We start from the raw sequence: 17,280 nt of genomic DNA on the forward strand, positions 1-17,280 counted from the left end.
CTCAAGGCACCATCACATGGTGCCAGTAACGTCGCGCGCGCACCCGCTCGCATTGAACCTCATCCGGAACGTCGCTGCGCCAAATCGCCGCGCCGCAGCGGCTGGACTCGACCAAGGCAATGCCCTGCGCCTGGTAGCGCGACACCACCGATGCTGCGGGGTGGCCGAATCGGTTGCGGTAACCGGCCTGCACGAGTGCGAACCGGGGCTGCAACGCCTGCAAAAACGCGGCGCTCGACGAGGTTTGGCTGCCATGGTGCGGCACCAAGAGCACATCGACCGGGGCCAGGCCCGATGGCCCTGCAGACGGTGACCCCGCCTGCAACAGCGCTTGCTCTTGCGCCACCTCGATGTCACCCGCCAACAACGCCGAAGACTTGCCGTTGCCAATGCGCAAGACGCAACTGACTTCATTGGGTCTCGGTGTTCGACCCGGCGCATTGGGGGAAAGCGCAGGGTGCAGCACCTCGAACTGCACCCCATCCCACACCCACGACTGCCCAGCCTGGCAGCGCACCCAGCCCGGGCGCAGGGCATGCAAGGGGTGCGCATCCTCCAATGAAGACCACAACGCGGCCTGCGGCTGCATGGCCAGCACCGCTGCTGCGCCCCCGGTGTGGTCGCTGTCGCGGTGGCTGAGCATCAAGGTGTTGATGCGCTCGCCCATTTGCGCCAACAAGGGCACCAGCACCCGGTGGCCCGCATCGCTTTCGGCCGAATAGCGCGGCCCCGCGTCGTAGAGCAGGCTGTGGGTGGCGGTGCGCACCAGCACCGCATTGCCCTGGCCCACGTCGGCCGCCAGCAATTCGAAATGACCGGCTTCAGGGCGCGGTGATTCGCCCCACAACACGGGCCACAGCAAGGGCAAGCACAGCAGCTTCCACGACCAAGGCAGCTTGAGCACCAGCCCCCAAGCGCCCAACAGCGCCAGCGCCCCCAGCCCCCAGGACGGCATGGCCGTGGACACGCTGGCCATCGGCCAGGTGGCCAACCAGCCCAAGCCGCTCATGAGCGGCTGCAGCGCCCAAGCCGCCAACACCGCAAAGCCCGACCCCAACAGACCCAACATGGCCAGCGGCGTGACCACCAAGGTCACCCAGGGAATCGCCCACAAATTGGCCAACAAACCCACCAGCGAGACCTGGCCAAAAAACAGCAAGGTCAAAGGTGCCAGCGCCAGTGTGACGATGGCCTGCTCGCGCACCAAACGCATGAGGCCGTGCCACACGGAAAGCAAGCCTCCCAAGCGGGGCTGTGGGGGAAGGTGCGCCTGCCCCTGCAGCGAGTCCGAACTGGACTGTGTCCCTGCGGGCTGGCGTGCTGCAGGGTGCGCCCGGCCCGAGGCCATGAGCACCCCCACCGCGACAAAGCTCAACCAGAATCCCGGCTGCAGCATGGCCCAAGGGTCCAAGGTCAGCACCAGCGTCCCGGCCAACAACCAGATCAGCCGACCATGCCAATGACGCGCCGACATTTTCAGCAGCAACACAACCCCCAGCATCCACAAGGTTCGCTGTGCGGGCACACCCCAGCCGCTGAACAGCGCATAAAACCCGGCCAGCGCCCAGCCCGCCAAAGCCCCCACATGCACCGCAGGCCAACGCAAAGCCCCGTTGAAGCCCCAAAGCGCGGATCTGCGCCAGCCCCAAGCCACCAGACCCCCAGCCAGCCAAGCGAACATGGTCACATGCAGGCCCGAGATGCTCATCAGGTGCGCCACGCCTGTCGCCCGAAATACATCCCAGTCTGCGCGCTCAATGGCCGCTTGGTCGCCCGTGACCAACGCCGCCACCACACCCGCCCGCTGGGCCGCTGCCGCATCGCCGCCCGCCAGGGTTTCCTGACTCAGCAAGCGGTCACGGACCGATTGACGCCAGGCTTCGATCGGATGCGCCCCGGTGTGGGCCAAACGCTGTGGGGCCGGGTCTTTGACCCCTGAGCGCACATAGCCTGTGGCGCGAATGCCCTGCTCCCACAGCCACAGCTCGTAATCAAACCCTCGCGGATTCATGTGCCCATGGGGTGCTTTCAGGCGCACGCGAAAACGCCAGCGTTCGCCGGCTTTCACAGGCTCAGGTAGAGGCGACACATTCCAGCCGCTGTCGTGCAGCCCGTCCTGCCCATACCAACCCAGATACACCTGAGTCGGCAATTCCGCCCCCAAGTTCAGCGCATGCCTTGCGCCCGACTTGTCGACCCGCCGGGCTTGTTCGAGCCGAAAACGAAAACGCCAGCCCAGGTCTTGCCGCTGCGGCATGGCCTGGACCACCCCCACCACATCAAGATCCTGGCCCTCCAGCCATGGGGCCATACCGCCAGCGCGTGTCCCGGCCTGCCAACCCGTCAGCCCAAACGCCGCTGTCGACCACACCAGCCCCCACAGGGCCTGGCGAACCCCAGCGTGCGCGAATTGAAAAACGGTGACACGTCGCAGCAGCCATGCACCGACAAGGGCCAAAGCCATGCAGGCGCCATAGACCGACCCAGACCACAAGACCGCTTGTTGCAACTGCAGCGCAAGGCCCAGGCACCAAGCCAGCAAGCTCCAGCCCAAGTCTCGCGCCCAAGCCATGCGCATCAGACGGCCCGGCCCAACACAGACCCCCGCGCCGCAACCCGGCCATGCCTGCCGGATGAACCGCATCGCTTCATGTCAGCCTCCCTGATTTGGCTGGTGATTCCAACGCTCGTTTCGGCGTTCTGGGTGTCCGCTCCAGCAGGCCGCATCGCCGGGCGATGCGGACCCAAGACCTGGCGTCTGCCTGGCTCTTTGTAACTGTCCACGCACCGTTTGTCATGCGTATCGCCCCTGTTGCATTGGCTGCGATATGCCGATACGCATCGCCCAGCCACGCATGGCCTGCAAGTCATCGCGGGCAGGCATTCGGCCGCAGGGCCAGCCGCCCGCAAAGAGCCGCCCAGTCCGTGATTTGGATTGAGCGACAATGCCGGTTCATTTTTGTCACCCCCGTACCCACGGGACCCCATCCCTTCAGCCCAGAGACCCACCATGAGCGTTTACGACACCCTGAAATCCCTGAACATCGAACTGCCCCCTGTGGCCGTGCCCGCAGCGGCTTATGTGCCCTTTGTGCAGACCGGTAACCTGGTCTTCCTGTCGGGCCACATCGCCAAAAAAGACGGCAAAGTCTGGGCCGGCCAGCTGGGCAAGAACATCAGCACCGCCGAAGGCCAGCAAGCCGCTCGCGCCGTGGCCATCGATCTGATGGGCACCTTGCACGCTGCCGTGGGCGACTTGAACAAGGTCAAACGCATCGTCAAAGTGATGAGCCTGGTCAACTCGACCGGTGACTTCACCGAGCAACACCTGGTCACCAACGGCTGCAGTGAACTGCTGGGTCAGGTTTTTGGTGCACAGGCAGGCGCCCACGCCCGCAGCGCTTTTGGTGTCGCGCAAATCCCTATGGGCGCTTGCGTCGAGATCGAACTGATTGCCGAAATCGGCTAAAAAAAGCCACGCCCTGCTGATGCAAGGCGTGGTTTTTTGACGGTGAGGCCAACCGCTCCCGGACTCGGCCTGGGCGACTGGCGATTTGAGGATCAGCCGCGCCCCGGGATCTCCGAGAGCAAAGCCTCCACATGGGCTTTGGCTTTTTCAAGCGAAGCCATGCTGCCCGTCAGGTACATGCGGCCGCTGGCACCGATCATGCTGCACTCGACCAGGGTCAGGTCGGGGGCGACTTTTTCGGCTTCGTTGGCCATGTGGGCACCGAACAGGGCCGGGGCCACTTCCATGAGCAGCATGTTCTGGCCGGGCAGCACCATGCTGGCTTGGCGCGTCCGGTTCATCAGCACGGCGTGCTGATCGGTCACGTTTTCCAGAATGTCGCTGTACAGCAGATGCGGGCGCAGCTGGTCTTCGGCCTTGGCGCCCATCCAAGCCAGAATGACCTGGCCTGCTCGCTGCAGCGCCGCGCTGTCGTTGCTGTGCAACTCCAGCACGCCAAACTGCCGCTCCACCGCCAGAATGCCAGGCTCCAGGGTGGGCTCGGCCTTGAGCGCCAGATCGATCACGCGCTGGATGGACAGCCCGGGGGCGATCTCGACCAGCAGCGCATTCGTGCCCTGCATCGCCACGTAGCCGCGTGCGCCCAGGGGCGAACTCATCCACGAGGAGAACTGGGGCTGCAGGTCGGTGAGCGTCAGGTAAACCCGAAGCTCAGCGGCCGGCTTGGCGGGCGCTGCGGCTTTTTTAGTTGTGGCCATGCGGCCTCCTTATTTGCAACAGCCGTCGATCACTTGCCGTCGAAGGCTTTGGACACGTCAGCGTGGGGACGTGGGATGACGTGGCAGGACACCACTTCACCGATCGCGCCTGCGGCTTCTGCACCGGCTTCGGTGGCGGCCTTGACGGCACCCACGTCGCCCGAGACGATGATGGCGACCAGGCCGCCACCGACTTCTTTTTTGCCAACGATGTTGACGTTGGCGGCTTTGACCATGGCGTCAGCGGCAGCGAAGGCGGCAACATAACCTTTGGTTTCGATCATTCCGATGGCTTGTGACATGTGAGTCTCCTTGAGGGGTTAAAAAAGAAAGGGTTGAGGGAAAGGGTGGAGGAAAAAATACCGCTGCGTCAACGCATCGGCGTGGGGGTGTCGTAGTTGTCGAGCGAGGCAATGACCAGGGCATCGGCCACCACACGCGGGTGCGCCGGGGCGAACCACCAGGCAGCGGGGGCACCGATGGTGATCATCACGCGCTCGCCGATGCCGCAGCCCAACGGGTCGAAGCAGACGACCACGTCCTTGGGGTAGTCCAGCTGGACCTCCAGCAAAGCGCCGGGCGGCAATTCGGGCAGGCGCTTGCTGGCCACGATGCGGCCGATCACGGTTCCTGTTTTCATGGGGTGGCTCCTCGGTCAATGGTGATGCCGCGCTTGCGCAGGGCTTCTTTGCCCAAGGGGGTGAGGACCGCCTTGGGGTGGATGCGAACGGTTTTGACATGGGCGGGCAAGGTTTTGAGCAGCTTCTCGCCGATCACGCCTTGGAGTTCAGGGACTTGCGCTTTGTGGTCATGCAGCTCGCAGGTGTCGCCCTTGCATTCGCAGGCTTTGCCTTCTTTGCACGAGGGGCAGCAAGCGGCCGGGTCGATGGCGGTGGTGGCGGCCATGGCCGAAGCACCGCCGGATGAACCCGTAGAAGCCGCCACGGCTTTCACCGCCGCTTCGTCCACCCGCATGTCAAAACGCAGCAAACCCGATTGCGCCGCTTGCAGCAGCGCAGGGCTGGCGGCCAGGCGCTTGAAGAGGTCGGTGAGTGCGGCCGCTTGCGCGGCCGTGCCCACGCGCAAGGGCACCACCACGCCTGCGGTACTGGCAGCGGCATGTGCAGGCGCTGGGGCCGATGGCGCTGCAGGTGCAGGTGTGGCTGCAGGCTTGGGGCTGCCCACTTGCTTCCAGTAAGCGTCTTTGCGGGCGATCAGGCCATTGCGGATCTGGTACACGTCGGTGCCGTCGTAAGTGCCGGTCTGGCCACCGGGCAGCGGCACGGTCACCTTGTAGTTCTGCACCACGGTCTGGCCCAGCACATGCATGTGCGAATCCGAGAACTTGGGGCCAGTCGGGCTGGCAAAGCGTTCTTTCAAAAACGCCAGGCAGGCTTCGCGGCCGTTGAGCACACGCGAATCGGGCAGGATCCAGACCACATCGGGCGCAAAGCAGGCCACGATGGCTTCCGCGTTCACGGTCTCGTAACCGGCTTCAAAGCGGCGCATCAAAGCCGCCACGGACGCGTCAGCCGCCGGGGCTGGGCCAGACGCAGCGCCCAAGGCCTTTCGCACTTGCGTGCGAATTTGCTCACGCAAAGCGTCTGTGCTCATGCAGCACCTCCGGCGTCGCGGATCACGGCCTCGGCCACGGCAGCGGCGGCCCGCACGTCCGAGGCATTGCCCGACAGGTACAGGCGACCGGCCGGGCCCATGAAGCGGCAGTCGATCAGTTTCACATTGGCGGCCTTCTCGGCCTCGTTGGCCACCAGCAGCGCATACGACGAGGTGGTCATCTCCATGATGTAGAGCGACTCGCCAGGCAAGAGCATGCTGCCCGATTTGCTGCGGTTGATCAAAAAAGCGTGGTAGCCGTCGACCCGGTCAATCACTTTGGAGGCCAGGATTTCGGGCTTGAGCACGCTTTTTTCGCTCACGCCCATGGCTTCGAGCACGGCAGCACCGGCCGACTTGACGGACGAGGAGGACTGGCCGTGGAACTCCAGATAGCCGAACTGACGCTCGACCACCAGGTTGCCGGGCTTGACGTTGTCGTGCTTGAGCGCGATGTCGGTCAGCCACTCGATGTCCATGCCGGGAGCGACTTCGATCACCATGGCGGCGTCGTTGTGGCGCGGCAGAAAACCACGGGCGGTGGAGCCCAGCATGCACATCAATTGAGGCTGCAAGCGGTCCAGAAAAATGTAACTGCGCAAAGTGGACATGAGGGGCTTTCAGCGAAGGTGTTCGAGTTCTTCCTGCACGATGCGCAGGACGGTGGCCTGAAGTTCAGGCGTGAGGGTGGACAGCTGGCCCGCAGCCGCGGGCACACCCGAAGACAGTGCGGCACCCGAGGCCATGGCCCCGGCCCAGCCACCCGGCAGCGGAAAGGCCACGCGTTTCCAGTTGACCAGCAGCTCGGGGCCGACGTTGCAGTCCACCGAGCTTTTGCCTGCATACCCCGTGCCGATGGTGAAGGTGTAAGGCAAACCGGTGTTGGCGCCCGTGCTGTCGTGCACCGTGGAGCCGTTGACCACCACGCGGTAGTAGTCGAGCGCGGCGCCCCAGACCACCGCCTGCTCGGCGCTGGCGGTATGGATGCCCGAGGTGTGGCCTGCGCCGCTGTGCTGCAGCATGAGACGCGCCACGTCGATCGCCTGGTCCATGCCCGGCACCACCACACAGCCCAGAATGGGCGAGAGCTTTTCCTTCAGCAGCACATGGCCAGCCTGCGGGTTGGCGATGGGGCAAACCAGTGCCTGGCAGTCGCGTGGCACCTGCACACCAGCGGCCTGGGCGATCTCAAACGCGGGGCGGCCCACCACCTTGCCATTGAACTTGCCGCCGGGGAAGGCATGGTGTTGGATCTTTTGTACTTCTTCTTCGGTGCACACATGCGCACCCTGACGGGCCAGGGCTTGTTGCATCTGCGTCGCGATGCCCGCGTGCAGCATGAGCACCGAAGGCGCCGAGCAGGGGCTGCCGTGGTCAAAGTTCTTGGCGGTGACGATGGTCTGTGCAGCGGCTTCGAGGTCGGCGCTGGCGTCCACATAAATCGGCACATTGCCCGAGCCCACGCCAATGGCGGGATTGCCCGAGCCATAGGCCGCACGCACCATGGGCGTGCCGCCGGTGGCCAAAATCACGTCAGTGCGGCTGTCACGCATGAGCGCGCCCGTGGCCTCGACCGTGGGGCGGGTCAGGATCTGCAGTGCATGGGCCGGGCCGCCGGCTTTTTCAATGGCCGCTTGCAATTCATGGGTCACGGCGGTGCAGCACCCCAAAGCCACCGGGTGCGGCGAGATGACCAGCGCGTTGCGCGTCATCAGGCACAGGATGGTCTTGAAGATGATGGTGGCCACCGGCGAGGTGGAGTTGGACAAGCCCACCACCACACCGGCCGGGCGGCCAATCTCGACGATGCGCAACGCATCGTTGCGGCGCACGCCGCCTAGGGCCACGTTGTCCCAGGCGTTGGGCGTGAGCGTGCAGGCGATCTGGTTCTTGGCGATCTTGTCGGCCACTTTGCCAATGCGGCTTTCGCGTACGGCCCACTCGGCATAAAACTCGGCACGCGGCAGCAAGGCGGCGGCCACTTCCTTGGCCACGCGCTTGGCTTCCTCGGGCGTCCACTGCGCCAGCGTGGCAGCGGCCTGCCGGGCGCGGCCCAGCAAGTCGCGGGCCTCCTGCAAGGCGGCCAGGTCGTGGTCGGCCAGGTCGATGGGGTTGCTTGAACTCATGTCAGAGGGCGTCCCGGGTTCAACGGCGCTGCGCTGCAGCGGCCACGGCGTTCAGGTCCACACTTTCCAGCGCGCTGAAAATCGCTTCCACCGCCTGCTTTTCACGCGGGCTGGCCGCCTGCATGCGGGTGGTGTCCAGCAGCTGGCGCATCACCGAGGGCTGGCCAGCTGTGCTGGCGCTGCTGGCGGCTCCGGGGTTGTAGGTGGGCACAAAGCTGCCGCAGGTCATGCGCTGACCGGCGCGGTAGTGCGGGGCGTAGTCGAACACGGCGTAGTGCTGCGTGGCGCAGTTGTCCCACATGGCGACCGAGTCCTTTTCCCAGCGGAAGCGCACCATGAACTCGGGCTTCTTGATCCACTCGTAGAGCATGTTCAGCACCGCGTCCGACAAGTCCATGTGCATGCCCAGCAGGCGCTTGGTCCAGATCGAGTTGACGAACAGGATCTTGCGGCCGGTGTAGGGGTGTGTGATCACGGCCGGGTGCGTCACCGTGGGCGTGTTCTCGATCATCTTGCACTCCTGGGCATTGGCCGTGACCATCATGCCGCTCTTGGCCGAGGCCCGCTGCGCCAGGCGCTCGTGCACATTGATGCGGCGGAAATGCCAGGGCAGGTCGTGGTCGGCCTGCAGGCCTTCGAGCATCTGCTGCATGCCGGGGTTGAGCGCATCGAACGCCGCACCGGCATGCATCCACATGGTGTCGCCACCAGCTGGCGGCAAGTCGGTGATGCGCAGGATGGACACCATGTTGGGCTTCTTGCGGAAGGTCACGTCGGTGTGCCAGCGGTCGGTCTCGGGGGCTTCGTGGCCCTGGTTGGAGATCAGCTGGATCTGGGGGTGGCCTTCTACATGCGGGAAGAACTCGTGCTGCTCCATCTCGCCAAAGTTCTGGCCCAGACGGATGTAGGACTCGGGCTTCAGGGCCTGCTTGCGGAAGAACACCACGCCGTATTGCCACAGCGCCTTTTTGATTTCTTCGTAGACGTCCTCTGAGCGGGTGTTGTTCAGATCCACGCCGCTGATCATGCCGCCGATGGTGGGGGTCAACGGGTCGACCTGGATGTGACGAAAGCTCATTCTTGTATCTCCTTGATGTGACAAAACAGCCCGGCTCATTGCCAGTGCAGCAAACGTTTTTCGAGCCAGGTCATGGTGCGCACTACGGCCACACCCAAGAGGGCCAGCACCAGCAGCAGCGCCATCACGCCATTGACTTCAAAGGTGGAGCCCAGGTAGGCCAGGGACTGGCCCAGGCCTTTTTCCGAGGCGATGATTTCGGCCCCGATCACGCCCAACATGGCGTAGATCAGGCCCAGGCGCAGGCCCGAGAAGATGACCGGCACCGCGCCGGGCAAGGTCACCTGGAAGAAGGTGGTCACGGCGCTGGCACCCAGCGTCTTGCACAGCGTGACGTGGTCCTGGCTCACGCCGCGAATGCCAGCCACCGTGCTGGACAGCACGATGAAAAAGGTCAGGCTGCAACCGACGGCGATCTTGGAGCCCAGGCCCAGACCAAACCACAGGATGAACAGCGGCGCCAGCGCAATGCGGGGCATCACGTTCATGGCGTTGAAGTAGGGGTCGAGGAATTTCTCGACCTTGGGGAAAGCCACAAACAGCAGGCCCACAGCCAAGGCGGCCGAGCTGCCCAAGGCAAACGAGATCAGCGTGCCCGCCATGGTCCAGCCCAGATCGGTCCAGAGCTTGCCGGTGGCGATGTTGCTCCACAAAAATTTGATGACGCCGCTGGGTTGGCCCACAAAGGTGGGGTCCAGCCAGCGGTTGACGGTGAGCCACTCGCCCAGCGCCAGCAGCACAGCGATGAACACGATGTGGGCAGCGCCCCAGCGGAATGTGTCAGCCTTCATGTTTGCTCCAGCCAGATTCCAGGTGCGACCAGAGTTGCGCATACAGCTCATGGAAATGCGGGTCTTTTTGCAGCTCGCGGATCGAGCGCGGGCGTGGCAGGTCGATGGCGATGTCGGCCACGATGCGCCCGGGGCGCGAGGTCATGACCACCACCCGGTCGGACACGGCCACGGCCTCGGACAGGTCGTGCGTGACAAACAGCACCGACTGTTGGTGCTGCTGGCACAGGCGCAGCAACAGGTCTTCGAGTTGCAGCTTGGTTTGCGCATCCAGCGCGCCAAAGGGCTCGTCCATCAAGAGCAGAGGCGAGCCCATGGCGAAGGTGCGGGCCAGGGCCACGCGCTGGCGCATGCCGTGTGACAAGGCCTTGGGCAAGGCGTTTTCAAAACCGGCCAGACCGACTTCCTGCAGCATGGCGCGGGCGCGTTCTTCGGCTTGGGCACGCGGAACACCGCGCACTTCCATGCCGAACATGGCGTTGCCCAAAGCGGTTTTCCAGGGCATGAGGCTGTCGCGGGCCAGCATGTAGCCCACTTGCGGGTTGCCTTGACGTGGCGCTTGTCCATTGACTTGCAAGCCGCCTTGGCCGGTGTGCGGTACCAGCCCGGCGGCCAGGTTCAGCAGCGTGGTTTTGCCACAACCGCTGGGACCCACCAGGGAAACAAACTCGCCTTGACGGACATGCAGCGTCACATCGGACAGCACCTGGTTGGTGCCATCGAAGCTCAGGTGCACGCCGTCGGCAGCGATGGCCAAGGACGTTGCGCTCAATTCAGGTGCTCCACTCATGCAAACAGTCGGTCAGGTCGGTGGCTGCAGCGATCAGCGCAGTTGCAAGATCTTGCTGGTGTCGAACTTTTTGTCGATCTGCTGGGTGTTGTGCAGGTAGTCGGCGGCATGCTGCAAGGCCTTGGCATCCAGCGAAAACCTGGCACCGCTGATCGAGTTGCGCAAGGAGGCTTCGACCGCGGCAGCACCCGCAGGGCCTTCGATCTTGAAGGTGTCGTTGATGACCTTGAGCACAGCCGCGAAGTTGGCCGGGTTCTGGATGAAGGCTTCGGATTCGCGCATGGCCTTGGCAAAGGCGTCCAGCGCTGCGCCGTTCTTTTGCGCAAAGTCGCCACGCACCGTCATCGGGCCAGAAGCGCCGTTGAGCTTGGTGATGGCCTCTGGGCCTTCGCCTTTGCGTGGGTCCACGATCACGCGGCACACCTTCATGGCCGAGCAGAAGCCGTCCATGGGCGCGAACAGCATGACGGCGTCGATTTGCTTGTTGGCGATGGCGGGCAAGGCGGTATTAGGGGCACCCACGGGCACGATGGTCACATCGCTGCCGGACATGCCAGCACCCTTGAGCATGTCGAGCAACTGGAATTCAGCACCAGAGCCGCGGGCCGTCACACCGATTTTTTTGCCCTTCAGGTCGGCCATCACCGCTGGGTAGCCTTTGGCGGCATTGGGCGTCTCGGTGTGGGCGCCGGCCATCAAGAAGAAGATGTTGTCGCGTGCTGCGTTGCCAATGATCTTGAGGTCAGCGCCTTTGTTGGCGGCCTGGATCACCACTTCCGACGGGCCGAAAGCGATGTCGATGTCACCCGCCATCAGGGTCTGGATGCCCAAGGGGCCTGCAGGAATGGTCTTGAGCTCGCACTTGAGGCCGTTCTTTTCGCAGAAGCCATTGGCCGCCGCCACGCGGGTGATGATGTTGCCAAGACCAGGGTAATCCTGGATGCGCAGGGTGGTGGTCTGCGCCATGGCAGTGGTGCCCAGGGTCAGGGCCAATGCACCGATGGCGGTGCGCAAGAAGGCGGGGGCTGAAAAGGTCATGTCGTCTCCGTTGTTTGAACGTTGCACTTGCTCTCAAGTTCAACTGGCACGATTTAAGCCCCTGTGACACACTCGAATTGTTTCTGATGTGACAATTTAGGGGAAAGCACTCAAAATAATCCGAGACACCCCTGCGACGACATGGCCCTGCCCTCCTCTTCCAAATCTGCACCCACACCCGCAACAAAACGCCAGATGGCCAAGCGCCATGCGGTGTTCAAGGCTCTGGACGCCGATGTCTTCACACAGGCCTGGGCAGAAAACTCGGCCCTCACGACACGCTCTGCACAAGCCCTTCAAAGTGTGGGGGTGGTGCGCCCATGGCGTGATGGCCAAGTCGTGCTCAGCCGAGGCCAACCCACCTCGACAGCCCTGCTGCTGATGAAAGGCCGTTTGCGTGTGAGCGTGACCACGCCCGAAGGCGAGGAGCAATTGCTGCGCTGGATGCTGCCTGGAGAAATTTCGGGCCTGAGCTCGGTGTTTGCCGAAACCACCTACCCGGCCGACCTGGTGTCTGTAGGGCCCAGCCAGGTGCTGCACATCGAGCGGACCCGCTTGATCGACCTGATCAGTCGCGACCCTGTGGTGGCCGTGGACCTGTTGCGCATCCTGGGTTTGCGCATCAACCAGTTGTTTGACACCCTGGCTGACCAAGGCATGCACAGCCTGGAACAACGCGTATGGGCCGCCCTGGAGCGCATCGCCAAATTCAACAGTGTGAAAGTTCCCGACGGCGTGATGCTGCGCGTGAGCCAGACCGACCTGGCGCAAGCTGCTTCGGCTTCGCGCCAGCGCGTGAACCAGCAACTGCGCCACTTCCAAGACCAAGGCCTGATCCGCCTGGGCTATCGCAACATTGTTTTGCTGCGCCAATGACGTTAGCCACCCGCGCAGTGCACACTGACCTCTTTTTCAACCGGAGACTTCCATGACCCTTTCCATGTCCAGCGCCAGCTTGCCCGTGTGCACCCGCATGTTGAGCAACCTGAGCCACATCCTGAGCAAGGCCGAGCAATTTGTTGAAGCCAAAAAAATCGACCCCACGGCGCTGACCGCCTACCGCCTCGCACCCGACATGTTCCCCTTCACACGCCAGGTGCTGATCGCCTGCGATGCGGTGAAAAACGGCGTGGCCCGCTTAAGCGGTATTGAAGCCCCCAAGTTCGACGACACCGAAACCACACTGGCCCAGCTGCAGGAACGCATCCAGAAAACACTCGCCTACATCGCGACTGTGCCTGCCACAGCATTGGACGGCACCGAAGACAAAGAAATCACCTTCCCCGCTGGCCCCGGCAAAACCCGCACCCTCAAAGGTCAGGACTACCTGACGGGCTGGATGCTGCCCAATATGTACTTCCACATCACCACGGCCTACACCATCCTGCGCCACAACGGTGTGGAGGTGGGCAAGGTGGACTACCTGATGGGCGCGCAAGGTTGAGCGTTTCAGCCCATGGTCTCGACGGGATGCGCATGACATCAACATCTGATGGAGGTTTCTGATGAACCTGCACCGCATCGATCTCGTGTCCCTGTCGCTCTTTAACCTGGTGGCCCGCACAGGCAGCATCAGCCAAGGGGCTGAATTGGCCATGCTGGCTGTCGGGGCCGCCAGCAAGCGCATTTCCGATCTGGAAACCGCCTTCGGCGTGGTCTTGTTGGAGCGGCATTCGCGCGGCGTCAAGCTCACCCCGGCAGGCCAGGCCCTGCAGCGGCATGTGCAGCGCATTCTGGGCGATGTGGACCAGATGAATGCCGATCTTTCCGACCATGCCAAAGGTCTGATGGGGGTGGTTCGCCTGTGGGCCAATACATCGGCCATCACCCAATTCCTTCCCCAAGACCTGGCCGCGTTTGCACAGCTTCAACCCGGCATACGCATCGAACTCAATGAGGCCGACAGCCACGAGGTGGTCATGGCGGTGCTGGACGGCCGAGCCGATTTGGGCATTTTTGCGGACCGCACACCCACCCTGGGCTTGCAGACGCAACGCTATCGCCATGACCGCCTGGTGCTGGTGGTGCCCCATGGCCACCCCTTGGCGCGACGCAAAAAAGTGGCTTTCACAGAAGCCGTGGACTTCGATTTTGTGAGCCTCACGCAAGCCACATCGCTGGCCCAGCGGCTTTCACTCGAAAGCGGACAGCTGGGCAGACCCCTGCGGATCCGCATCCATGTCCGCAGTTTTGACGCCATGTGCCAAATGGTGGCCGCGGGTTTGGGGATTGCCGTCTTGCCGTCTGCTGCGGCGCAGCCGCTGGTGAAGGCTTTGGGTCTGCGCCTGATTGAATTGAGTGACGATTGGGTTGCACGAGAACTGTTGCTGGGCGTCAGGGACCTGTCGGCACTGGCGCGGCCGGTGCGTGGCCTGCTCGATCATCTGGTTTCGCCAGACGCCCGCTGAGGGCTGCTTGCTTTCGCCATCCGCGAAAGCTCATTTGTCGCCTTGGTCATTCAACAGGGGGGCGCTTGTTCATACACTGCGAGCCAGATTGATCCATGGCCCACGGCAATGCACCCCAGCGCTCACCCACAAACCCTGTTCGACAAGCTCTGGCAAAGCCACCTGATTGACGAGACCCCCGATGGTGAATGCCTGATTTATGTGGATCGGCACCTCGTCTACGAAGTCACCAGTCCACAAGCCTTCGAGGGGCTGCGCCTGTCAAACCGCCAGCCATGGCGACCCTCCACGACGATCGCCGTGGCTGACCACAACGTCCCCACCACGGCGGCCCAACGCACATCGGTAGACGCCATCGCAGACCCGCTGTCGAGGGCCCAAGTTCGGCAGCTCGGTCTGAACTGTCAGGAGTTTGGCATCACCTTCCATGGCCTGGGCCAGAAAACGCAGGGCATCATCCATGTCGTCGGCCCCGAGCAGGGGGCCACGCTGCCGGGCATGACGGTGGTGGCCGGTGACTCGCACACCAGCACGCATGGTGCCTTTGGCGCGCTGGCCTTTGGGGTGGGTACCTCCGATGTGGAACATGTGCTGGCGACGCAGTGCCTGGCGATCCGTCCCATGAAACGCATGCAGGTCCTCGTGGAGGGGCCACTGGCAGCGGGTCTCACAGCCAAGGATCTGGTGCTGCACATCATTGGCGTGCTGGGCACAGCGGGCGCCACAGGCTATGCCATCGAGTTTTCCGGCAGCACAGTGCGCGATCTCAGCATGGAGGGCCGCATGACGCTGTGCAACATGGCCATCGAAGCAGGCGCACGCGTCGGATTGGTGGGCGTGGACGACAAGACCATCGACTACCTGCGTGGCCGTCCGCAAGCACCGCAGGGCACCCAATGGGAATCTGCAGTGGCCGCCTGGCGCACGTTGGTGAGCGACGAAGGTGCCGCCTTTGACCGCGAGTTGACGATCGACGCCAGCACGCTTGAGCCCATGGTGACCTGGGGCACCTCGCCCGACATGGTGGTGGGCATCGACGGCCGCGTGCCCGATCCGTCCGCCGAGCCCGATCCCGTGCGCCGCGCGAGCATGTTAGCCGCCCTCGACTACATGGGCCTGCAGGCTGGCACACCCATGCGTGACATCGCCATCGACAAAGTATTCATCGGCTCCTGCACCAACGCCCGCATCGAGGACCTGCGTGCCGCTGCGGCCGTGGTCAAGGGCCGCCGCGTGGCCGCCAACGTGGTGCAGGCCCTGGTGGTGCCTGGCTCGGGCCTGGTGAAAGAGCAGGCCGAGGCCGAAGGGCTGGACAAGATCTTCACCGACGCAGGCCTGCAGTGGCGTGAGCCCGGCTGCTCGATGTGCCTGGGCATGAACGACGACCGTCTCTCGCCAGGCGAGCGCTGCGCGTCCACCAGCAACCGCAACTTTGAAGGCCGTCAGGGCCCCGGTGGGCGCAGCCACCTGCTCAGCCCGGCAATGGCCGCTGCCGCAGCCATTGCCGGTCGTCTGACCCACGTGGAAGAACTCGAAGCCCTGGAGAAGACCGCATGAAACCGTTCAACCGACTGCAATCATTGGTGGTGCCGATCGACCGCGCCCATGTGGACACCGACGCGCTGATTCCCAAGCAGTTCATGAAGTCGATCAGCCGCACCGGTTTTGGCGACAACCTGTTTGATGAATGGCGCTATCTGGACCGCGGCGAGCCAGGACAGGACGCGTCACAACGCCCGCGCAACATGGCCTTTGCACTGAACCAATCGCGTTATGCCGGCGCGCAGATCCTGCTGGCACGCGAGAACTTTGGCTGCGGCTCCAGCCGCGAACATGCGGTGTGGGCATTGAGCGACTTCGGCATCCGGGTGCTGCTCGCGCCCAGCTTTGCCGACATCTTCTTCAACAACTGCTTCAAGAACGGCATGCTGCCCATCGTGCTGTCGGCGGAGCTGATTGACCAGCTGTTCAACGAGGTGGAGTACAACCCCGGCTACACCATGACGGTGGACCTGCATTCGCAAACGATCCAGACATCCACCGGCATGACGATACCGTTCGCAGTGGACGCTTCGCGCAAGCACCGCCTGCTTGAAGGGCTTGATGACATCGGTATCACGCTGAAACAGGCCGACCTTATCCGTGCCTACGAAGCCCGTCAGCGCCAAAACACCCCCTGGCTTTTTGCCTGAAACCCATGATTGTTTTTTAACAAGGAGACCCACCATGTTCCCACAACGCCGAAACCTTCTGGCCCTGAGCTTGTCACTGGCTGTTGCCGCGCCCTTGCTGGCACAAGACAAATTCCCCGCCAAGCCCGTCACCATCATCGTGCCCCATGCGGCCGGTGGCGCCAACGACACGATCGCTCGGGTGATCGCACAGAAGCTGAGCGAACAGACCGGGCAGTCCTTTGTGGTGGATAACCGCACAGGGGCTGGCGGCAATGTGGGTACGGTGGCCGCTGCGCGAGCCCGCGCGGATGGTTACACGCTGTTCATCACGGCCGACAGCTCCATGGTCATCAACCCTTCGCTGTACAAGAACACTGGCTTTGACCCGGTCAAGGACTTCGAGCCTGTCGGCACTGTGGCCACCGCCGGGTATGTGTTGGTCGCCAACCCTGCATTTCCCGCCAAAAACACGGCCGAGCTGATCACGCTGGCCAAGCAGCAGCCTGGCAAGATCAACATTGGCTCTGCCGGTAACGGCACCCTGAACCACCTGATTGGCGAAATGCTGGGCAAGACCACCGGCATCGACATGATGCATGTGCCCTACAAGGGCGCCTCAGCGGCTGTGACCGATCTGGTGTCAGGTCAGGTCCAAGTGTCGGTGCAGAGCCTGCCGTCGTCGATCGCTTTCATCCGCTCGGGCAAAGTCAAGGTGCTGGGTGTGGTCAACCCCAAGCGCCTGCCTGCCCTGCCTGATGCACCCACGATTGGCGAGACGATCAAGGGCTTTGGGGCCACGCCTTGGTACGGCATGTTTGCCCCTGCCGGCACACCCAAGGCCATCGTCAGCCAGCTCAACGCCGAGATCGCCAAGGCGCTCGAATCGAAGGACGTTCAGGAGCGTCTGGCCGGTGTCGGCTGTGAGCCCTTCAAGTCCACGCCTGAGCAGTTTGCGCAGCTGGTGCGTGACGACCTGCCTCGCTGGGCCAAGATCGTCAAGGAATCTGGCGCGACCATTGACTGAGGAATGCCGT

At 63.4% G+C, this 17,280-nt stretch carries 18 protein-coding genes; 7 read left to right on the top strand and 11 right to left on the bottom strand.

Annotation, left to right across the window (positions count from 1 at the left end):
• Position 1: 1 nt before the first annotated feature.
• On the bottom strand, positions 2–2,572 hold the full coding sequence (locus ACZ5RT_RS11770) for a DNA internalization-related competence protein ComEC/Rec2 (RefSeq protein ID WP_464452578.1): 2,571 nt from the start codon (positions 2,570–2,572) through the stop codon (positions 2–4).
• 438 nt (positions 2,573–3,010) lie between these two features.
• Between ACZ5RT_RS11770 and ACZ5RT_RS11775 the strand changes: the two genes are divergently transcribed.
• On the top strand, positions 3,011–3,469 hold the full coding sequence (locus ACZ5RT_RS11775) for a RidA family protein (protein ID WP_422169660.1): 459 nt from the start codon (positions 3,011–3,013) through the stop codon (positions 3,467–3,469).
• A gap of 92 nt (positions 3,470–3,561) precedes the next feature.
• Here the strand turns inward: ACZ5RT_RS11775 and ACZ5RT_RS11780 are convergent, their stop codons facing one another.
• The 10 genes from ACZ5RT_RS11780 to ACZ5RT_RS11825 form a co-directional block, all read right to left on the bottom strand.
• Positions 3,562–4,227, bottom strand: coding sequence for a microcompartment protein (locus ACZ5RT_RS11780; protein ID WP_108426583.1), 666 nt, complete (start codon positions 4,225–4,227; stop codon positions 3,562–3,564).
• 29 nt (positions 4,228–4,256) lie between these two features.
• Positions 4,257–4,529: a BMC domain-containing protein gene (locus ACZ5RT_RS11785; RefSeq protein ID WP_019427480.1), complete on the bottom strand. Its 273-nt coding sequence runs from the start codon at positions 4,527–4,529 to the stop codon at positions 4,257–4,259.
• Between the two features lie 68 nt (positions 4,530–4,597).
• The gene (locus ACZ5RT_RS11790) at positions 4,598–4,867 is read right to left on the bottom strand and encodes a EutN/CcmL family microcompartment protein (RefSeq protein WP_108426584.1); all 270 of its coding nucleotides are present in this window, start codon (positions 4,865–4,867) and stop codon (positions 4,598–4,600) included.
• On the bottom strand, positions 4,864–5,841 hold the full coding sequence (locus ACZ5RT_RS11795) for a nuclear transport factor 2 family protein (protein ID WP_464452579.1): 978 nt from the start codon (positions 5,839–5,841) through the stop codon (positions 4,864–4,866). Before ACZ5RT_RS11795 ends, ACZ5RT_RS11790 begins: the two co-directional genes overlap by 4 nt.
• The gene (locus ACZ5RT_RS11800) at positions 5,838–6,452 is read right to left on the bottom strand and encodes a BMC domain-containing protein (RefSeq protein WP_291924940.1); all 615 of its coding nucleotides are present in this window, start codon (positions 6,450–6,452) and stop codon (positions 5,838–5,840) included. Before ACZ5RT_RS11800 ends, ACZ5RT_RS11795 begins: the two co-directional genes overlap by 4 nt.
• A 9-nt stretch (positions 6,453–6,461) precedes the next feature.
• Positions 6,462–7,967 (bottom strand): aldehyde dehydrogenase family protein, encoded by a 1,506-nt coding sequence (locus ACZ5RT_RS11805; protein WP_464452580.1) that lies wholly within the window; start codon positions 7,965–7,967, stop codon positions 6,462–6,464.
• Positions 7,968–7,986: 19 nt separating this feature from the next.
• Entirely contained in the window at positions 7,987–9,045 is a 1,059-nt protein-coding gene (locus ACZ5RT_RS11810) for a TauD/TfdA dioxygenase family protein (RefSeq protein ID WP_464452581.1), read from the bottom strand.
• A 35-nt stretch (positions 9,046–9,080) separates the two neighbouring features.
• A complete protein-coding gene (locus ACZ5RT_RS11815; protein ID WP_422169654.1) occupies positions 9,081–9,836 on the bottom strand; it encodes an ABC transporter permease in 756 nt (251 codons plus the stop codon).
• Positions 9,826–10,626, bottom strand: coding sequence for an ABC transporter ATP-binding protein (locus ACZ5RT_RS11820; protein WP_464452582.1), 801 nt, complete (start codon positions 10,624–10,626; stop codon positions 9,826–9,828). The genes ACZ5RT_RS11815 and ACZ5RT_RS11820 overlap by 11 nt, the downstream gene beginning before the upstream one ends.
• A 33-nt stretch (positions 10,627–10,659) precedes the next feature.
• On the bottom strand, positions 10,660–11,664 hold the full coding sequence (locus tag ACZ5RT_RS11825) for an ABC transporter substrate-binding protein (RefSeq protein WP_464452583.1): 1,005 nt from the start codon (positions 11,662–11,664) through the stop codon (positions 10,660–10,662).
• Positions 11,665–11,805: 141 nt separating this feature from the next.
• Here ACZ5RT_RS11825 and ACZ5RT_RS11830 point away from each other — a divergent pair, with 141 nt between their 5' ends.
• The 6 genes from ACZ5RT_RS11830 to ACZ5RT_RS11855 all read left to right on the top strand — a co-directional run bounded on the left by ACZ5RT_RS11830 (position 11,806) and on the right by ACZ5RT_RS11855 (position 17,270).
• Positions 11,806–12,540, top strand: a complete 735-nt coding sequence (locus ACZ5RT_RS11830; RefSeq protein WP_464452584.1) for a Crp/Fnr family transcriptional regulator — start codon at positions 11,806–11,808, stop codon at positions 12,538–12,540.
• A 52-nt stretch (positions 12,541–12,592) separates the two neighbouring features.
• The gene (locus ACZ5RT_RS11835) at positions 12,593–13,108 is read left to right on the top strand and encodes a DUF1993 domain-containing protein (RefSeq protein WP_422169650.1); all 516 of its coding nucleotides are present in this window, start codon (positions 12,593–12,595) and stop codon (positions 13,106–13,108) included.
• Positions 13,109–13,169: 61 nt separating this feature from the next.
• On the top strand, positions 13,170–14,072 hold the full coding sequence (locus tag ACZ5RT_RS11840) for a LysR family transcriptional regulator (RefSeq protein ID WP_422169649.1): 903 nt from the start codon (positions 13,170–13,172) through the stop codon (positions 14,070–14,072).
• 108 nt (positions 14,073–14,180) lie between these two features.
• Positions 14,181–15,629, top strand: coding sequence for a 3-isopropylmalate dehydratase large subunit (leuC, locus tag ACZ5RT_RS11845; RefSeq protein WP_464452585.1), 1,449 nt, complete (start codon positions 14,181–14,183; stop codon positions 15,627–15,629).
• The gene (gene leuD, locus ACZ5RT_RS11850) at positions 15,626–16,264 is read left to right on the top strand and encodes a 3-isopropylmalate dehydratase small subunit (RefSeq protein ID WP_464452586.1); all 639 of its coding nucleotides are present in this window, start codon (positions 15,626–15,628) and stop codon (positions 16,262–16,264) included. The genes leuC and leuD overlap by 4 nt, the downstream gene beginning before the upstream one ends.
• A gap of 34 nt (positions 16,265–16,298) precedes the next feature.
• On the top strand, positions 16,299–17,270 hold the full coding sequence (locus ACZ5RT_RS11855) for a Bug family tripartite tricarboxylate transporter substrate binding protein (RefSeq protein ID WP_464452587.1): 972 nt from the start codon (positions 16,299–16,301) through the stop codon (positions 17,268–17,270).
• Positions 17,271–17,280: the final 10 nt, after the last annotated feature.

The organism is Limnohabitans sp. TEGF003 (assembly GCF_055395455.1).

Bases quoted from the DNA above. Each gene is read 5' to 3' on its own strand.
- ACZ5RT_RS11770 (WP_464452578.1), bottom strand. From the start codon at position 2,572: ATGGCTTGGGCGCGAGACTTGGGCTGGAGCTTGCTGGCTTGGTGCCTG.
- ACZ5RT_RS11775 (WP_422169660.1), top strand. From the start codon at position 3,011: ATGAGCGTTTACGACACCCTGAAATCCCTGAACATCGAACTGCCCCCT.
- ACZ5RT_RS11780 (WP_108426583.1), bottom strand. From the start codon at position 4,227: ATGGCCACAACTAAAAAAGCCGCAGCGCCCGCCAAGCCGGCCGCTGAG.
- ACZ5RT_RS11785 (WP_019427480.1), bottom strand. From the start codon at position 4,529: ATGTCACAAGCCATCGGAATGATCGAAACCAAAGGTTATGTTGCCGCC.
- ACZ5RT_RS11790 (WP_108426584.1), bottom strand. From the start codon at position 4,867: ATGAAAACAGGAACCGTGATCGGCCGCATCGTGGCCAGCAAGCGCCTG.
- ACZ5RT_RS11795 (WP_464452579.1), bottom strand. From the start codon at position 5,841: ATGAGCACAGACGCTTTGCGTGAGCAAATTCGCACGCAAGTGCGAAAG.
- ACZ5RT_RS11800 (WP_291924940.1), bottom strand. From the start codon at position 6,452: ATGTCCACTTTGCGCAGTTACATTTTTCTGGACCGCTTGCAGCCTCAA.
- ACZ5RT_RS11805 (WP_464452580.1), bottom strand. From the start codon at position 7,967: ATGAGTTCAAGCAACCCCATCGACCTGGCCGACCACGACCTGGCCGCC.
- ACZ5RT_RS11810 (WP_464452581.1), bottom strand. From the start codon at position 9,045: ATGAGCTTTCGTCACATCCAGGTCGACCCGTTGACCCCCACCATCGGC.
- ACZ5RT_RS11815 (WP_422169654.1), bottom strand. From the start codon at position 9,836: ATGAAGGCTGACACATTCCGCTGGGGCGCTGCCCACATCGTGTTCATC.
- ACZ5RT_RS11820 (WP_464452582.1), bottom strand. From the start codon at position 10,626: ATGAGTGGAGCACCTGAATTGAGCGCAACGTCCTTGGCCATCGCTGCC.
- ACZ5RT_RS11825 (WP_464452583.1), bottom strand. From the start codon at position 11,664: ATGACCTTTTCAGCCCCCGCCTTCTTGCGCACCGCCATCGGTGCATTG.
- ACZ5RT_RS11830 (WP_464452584.1), top strand. From the start codon at position 11,806: ATGGCCCTGCCCTCCTCTTCCAAATCTGCACCCACACCCGCAACAAAA.
- ACZ5RT_RS11835 (WP_422169650.1), top strand. From the start codon at position 12,593: ATGACCCTTTCCATGTCCAGCGCCAGCTTGCCCGTGTGCACCCGCATG.
- ACZ5RT_RS11840 (WP_422169649.1), top strand. From the start codon at position 13,170: ATGAACCTGCACCGCATCGATCTCGTGTCCCTGTCGCTCTTTAACCTG.
- leuC (WP_464452585.1), top strand. From the start codon at position 14,181: ATGCACCCCAGCGCTCACCCACAAACCCTGTTCGACAAGCTCTGGCAA.
- leuD (WP_464452586.1), top strand. From the start codon at position 15,626: ATGAAACCGTTCAACCGACTGCAATCATTGGTGGTGCCGATCGACCGC.
- ACZ5RT_RS11855 (WP_464452587.1), top strand. From the start codon at position 16,299: ATGTTCCCACAACGCCGAAACCTTCTGGCCCTGAGCTTGTCACTGGCT.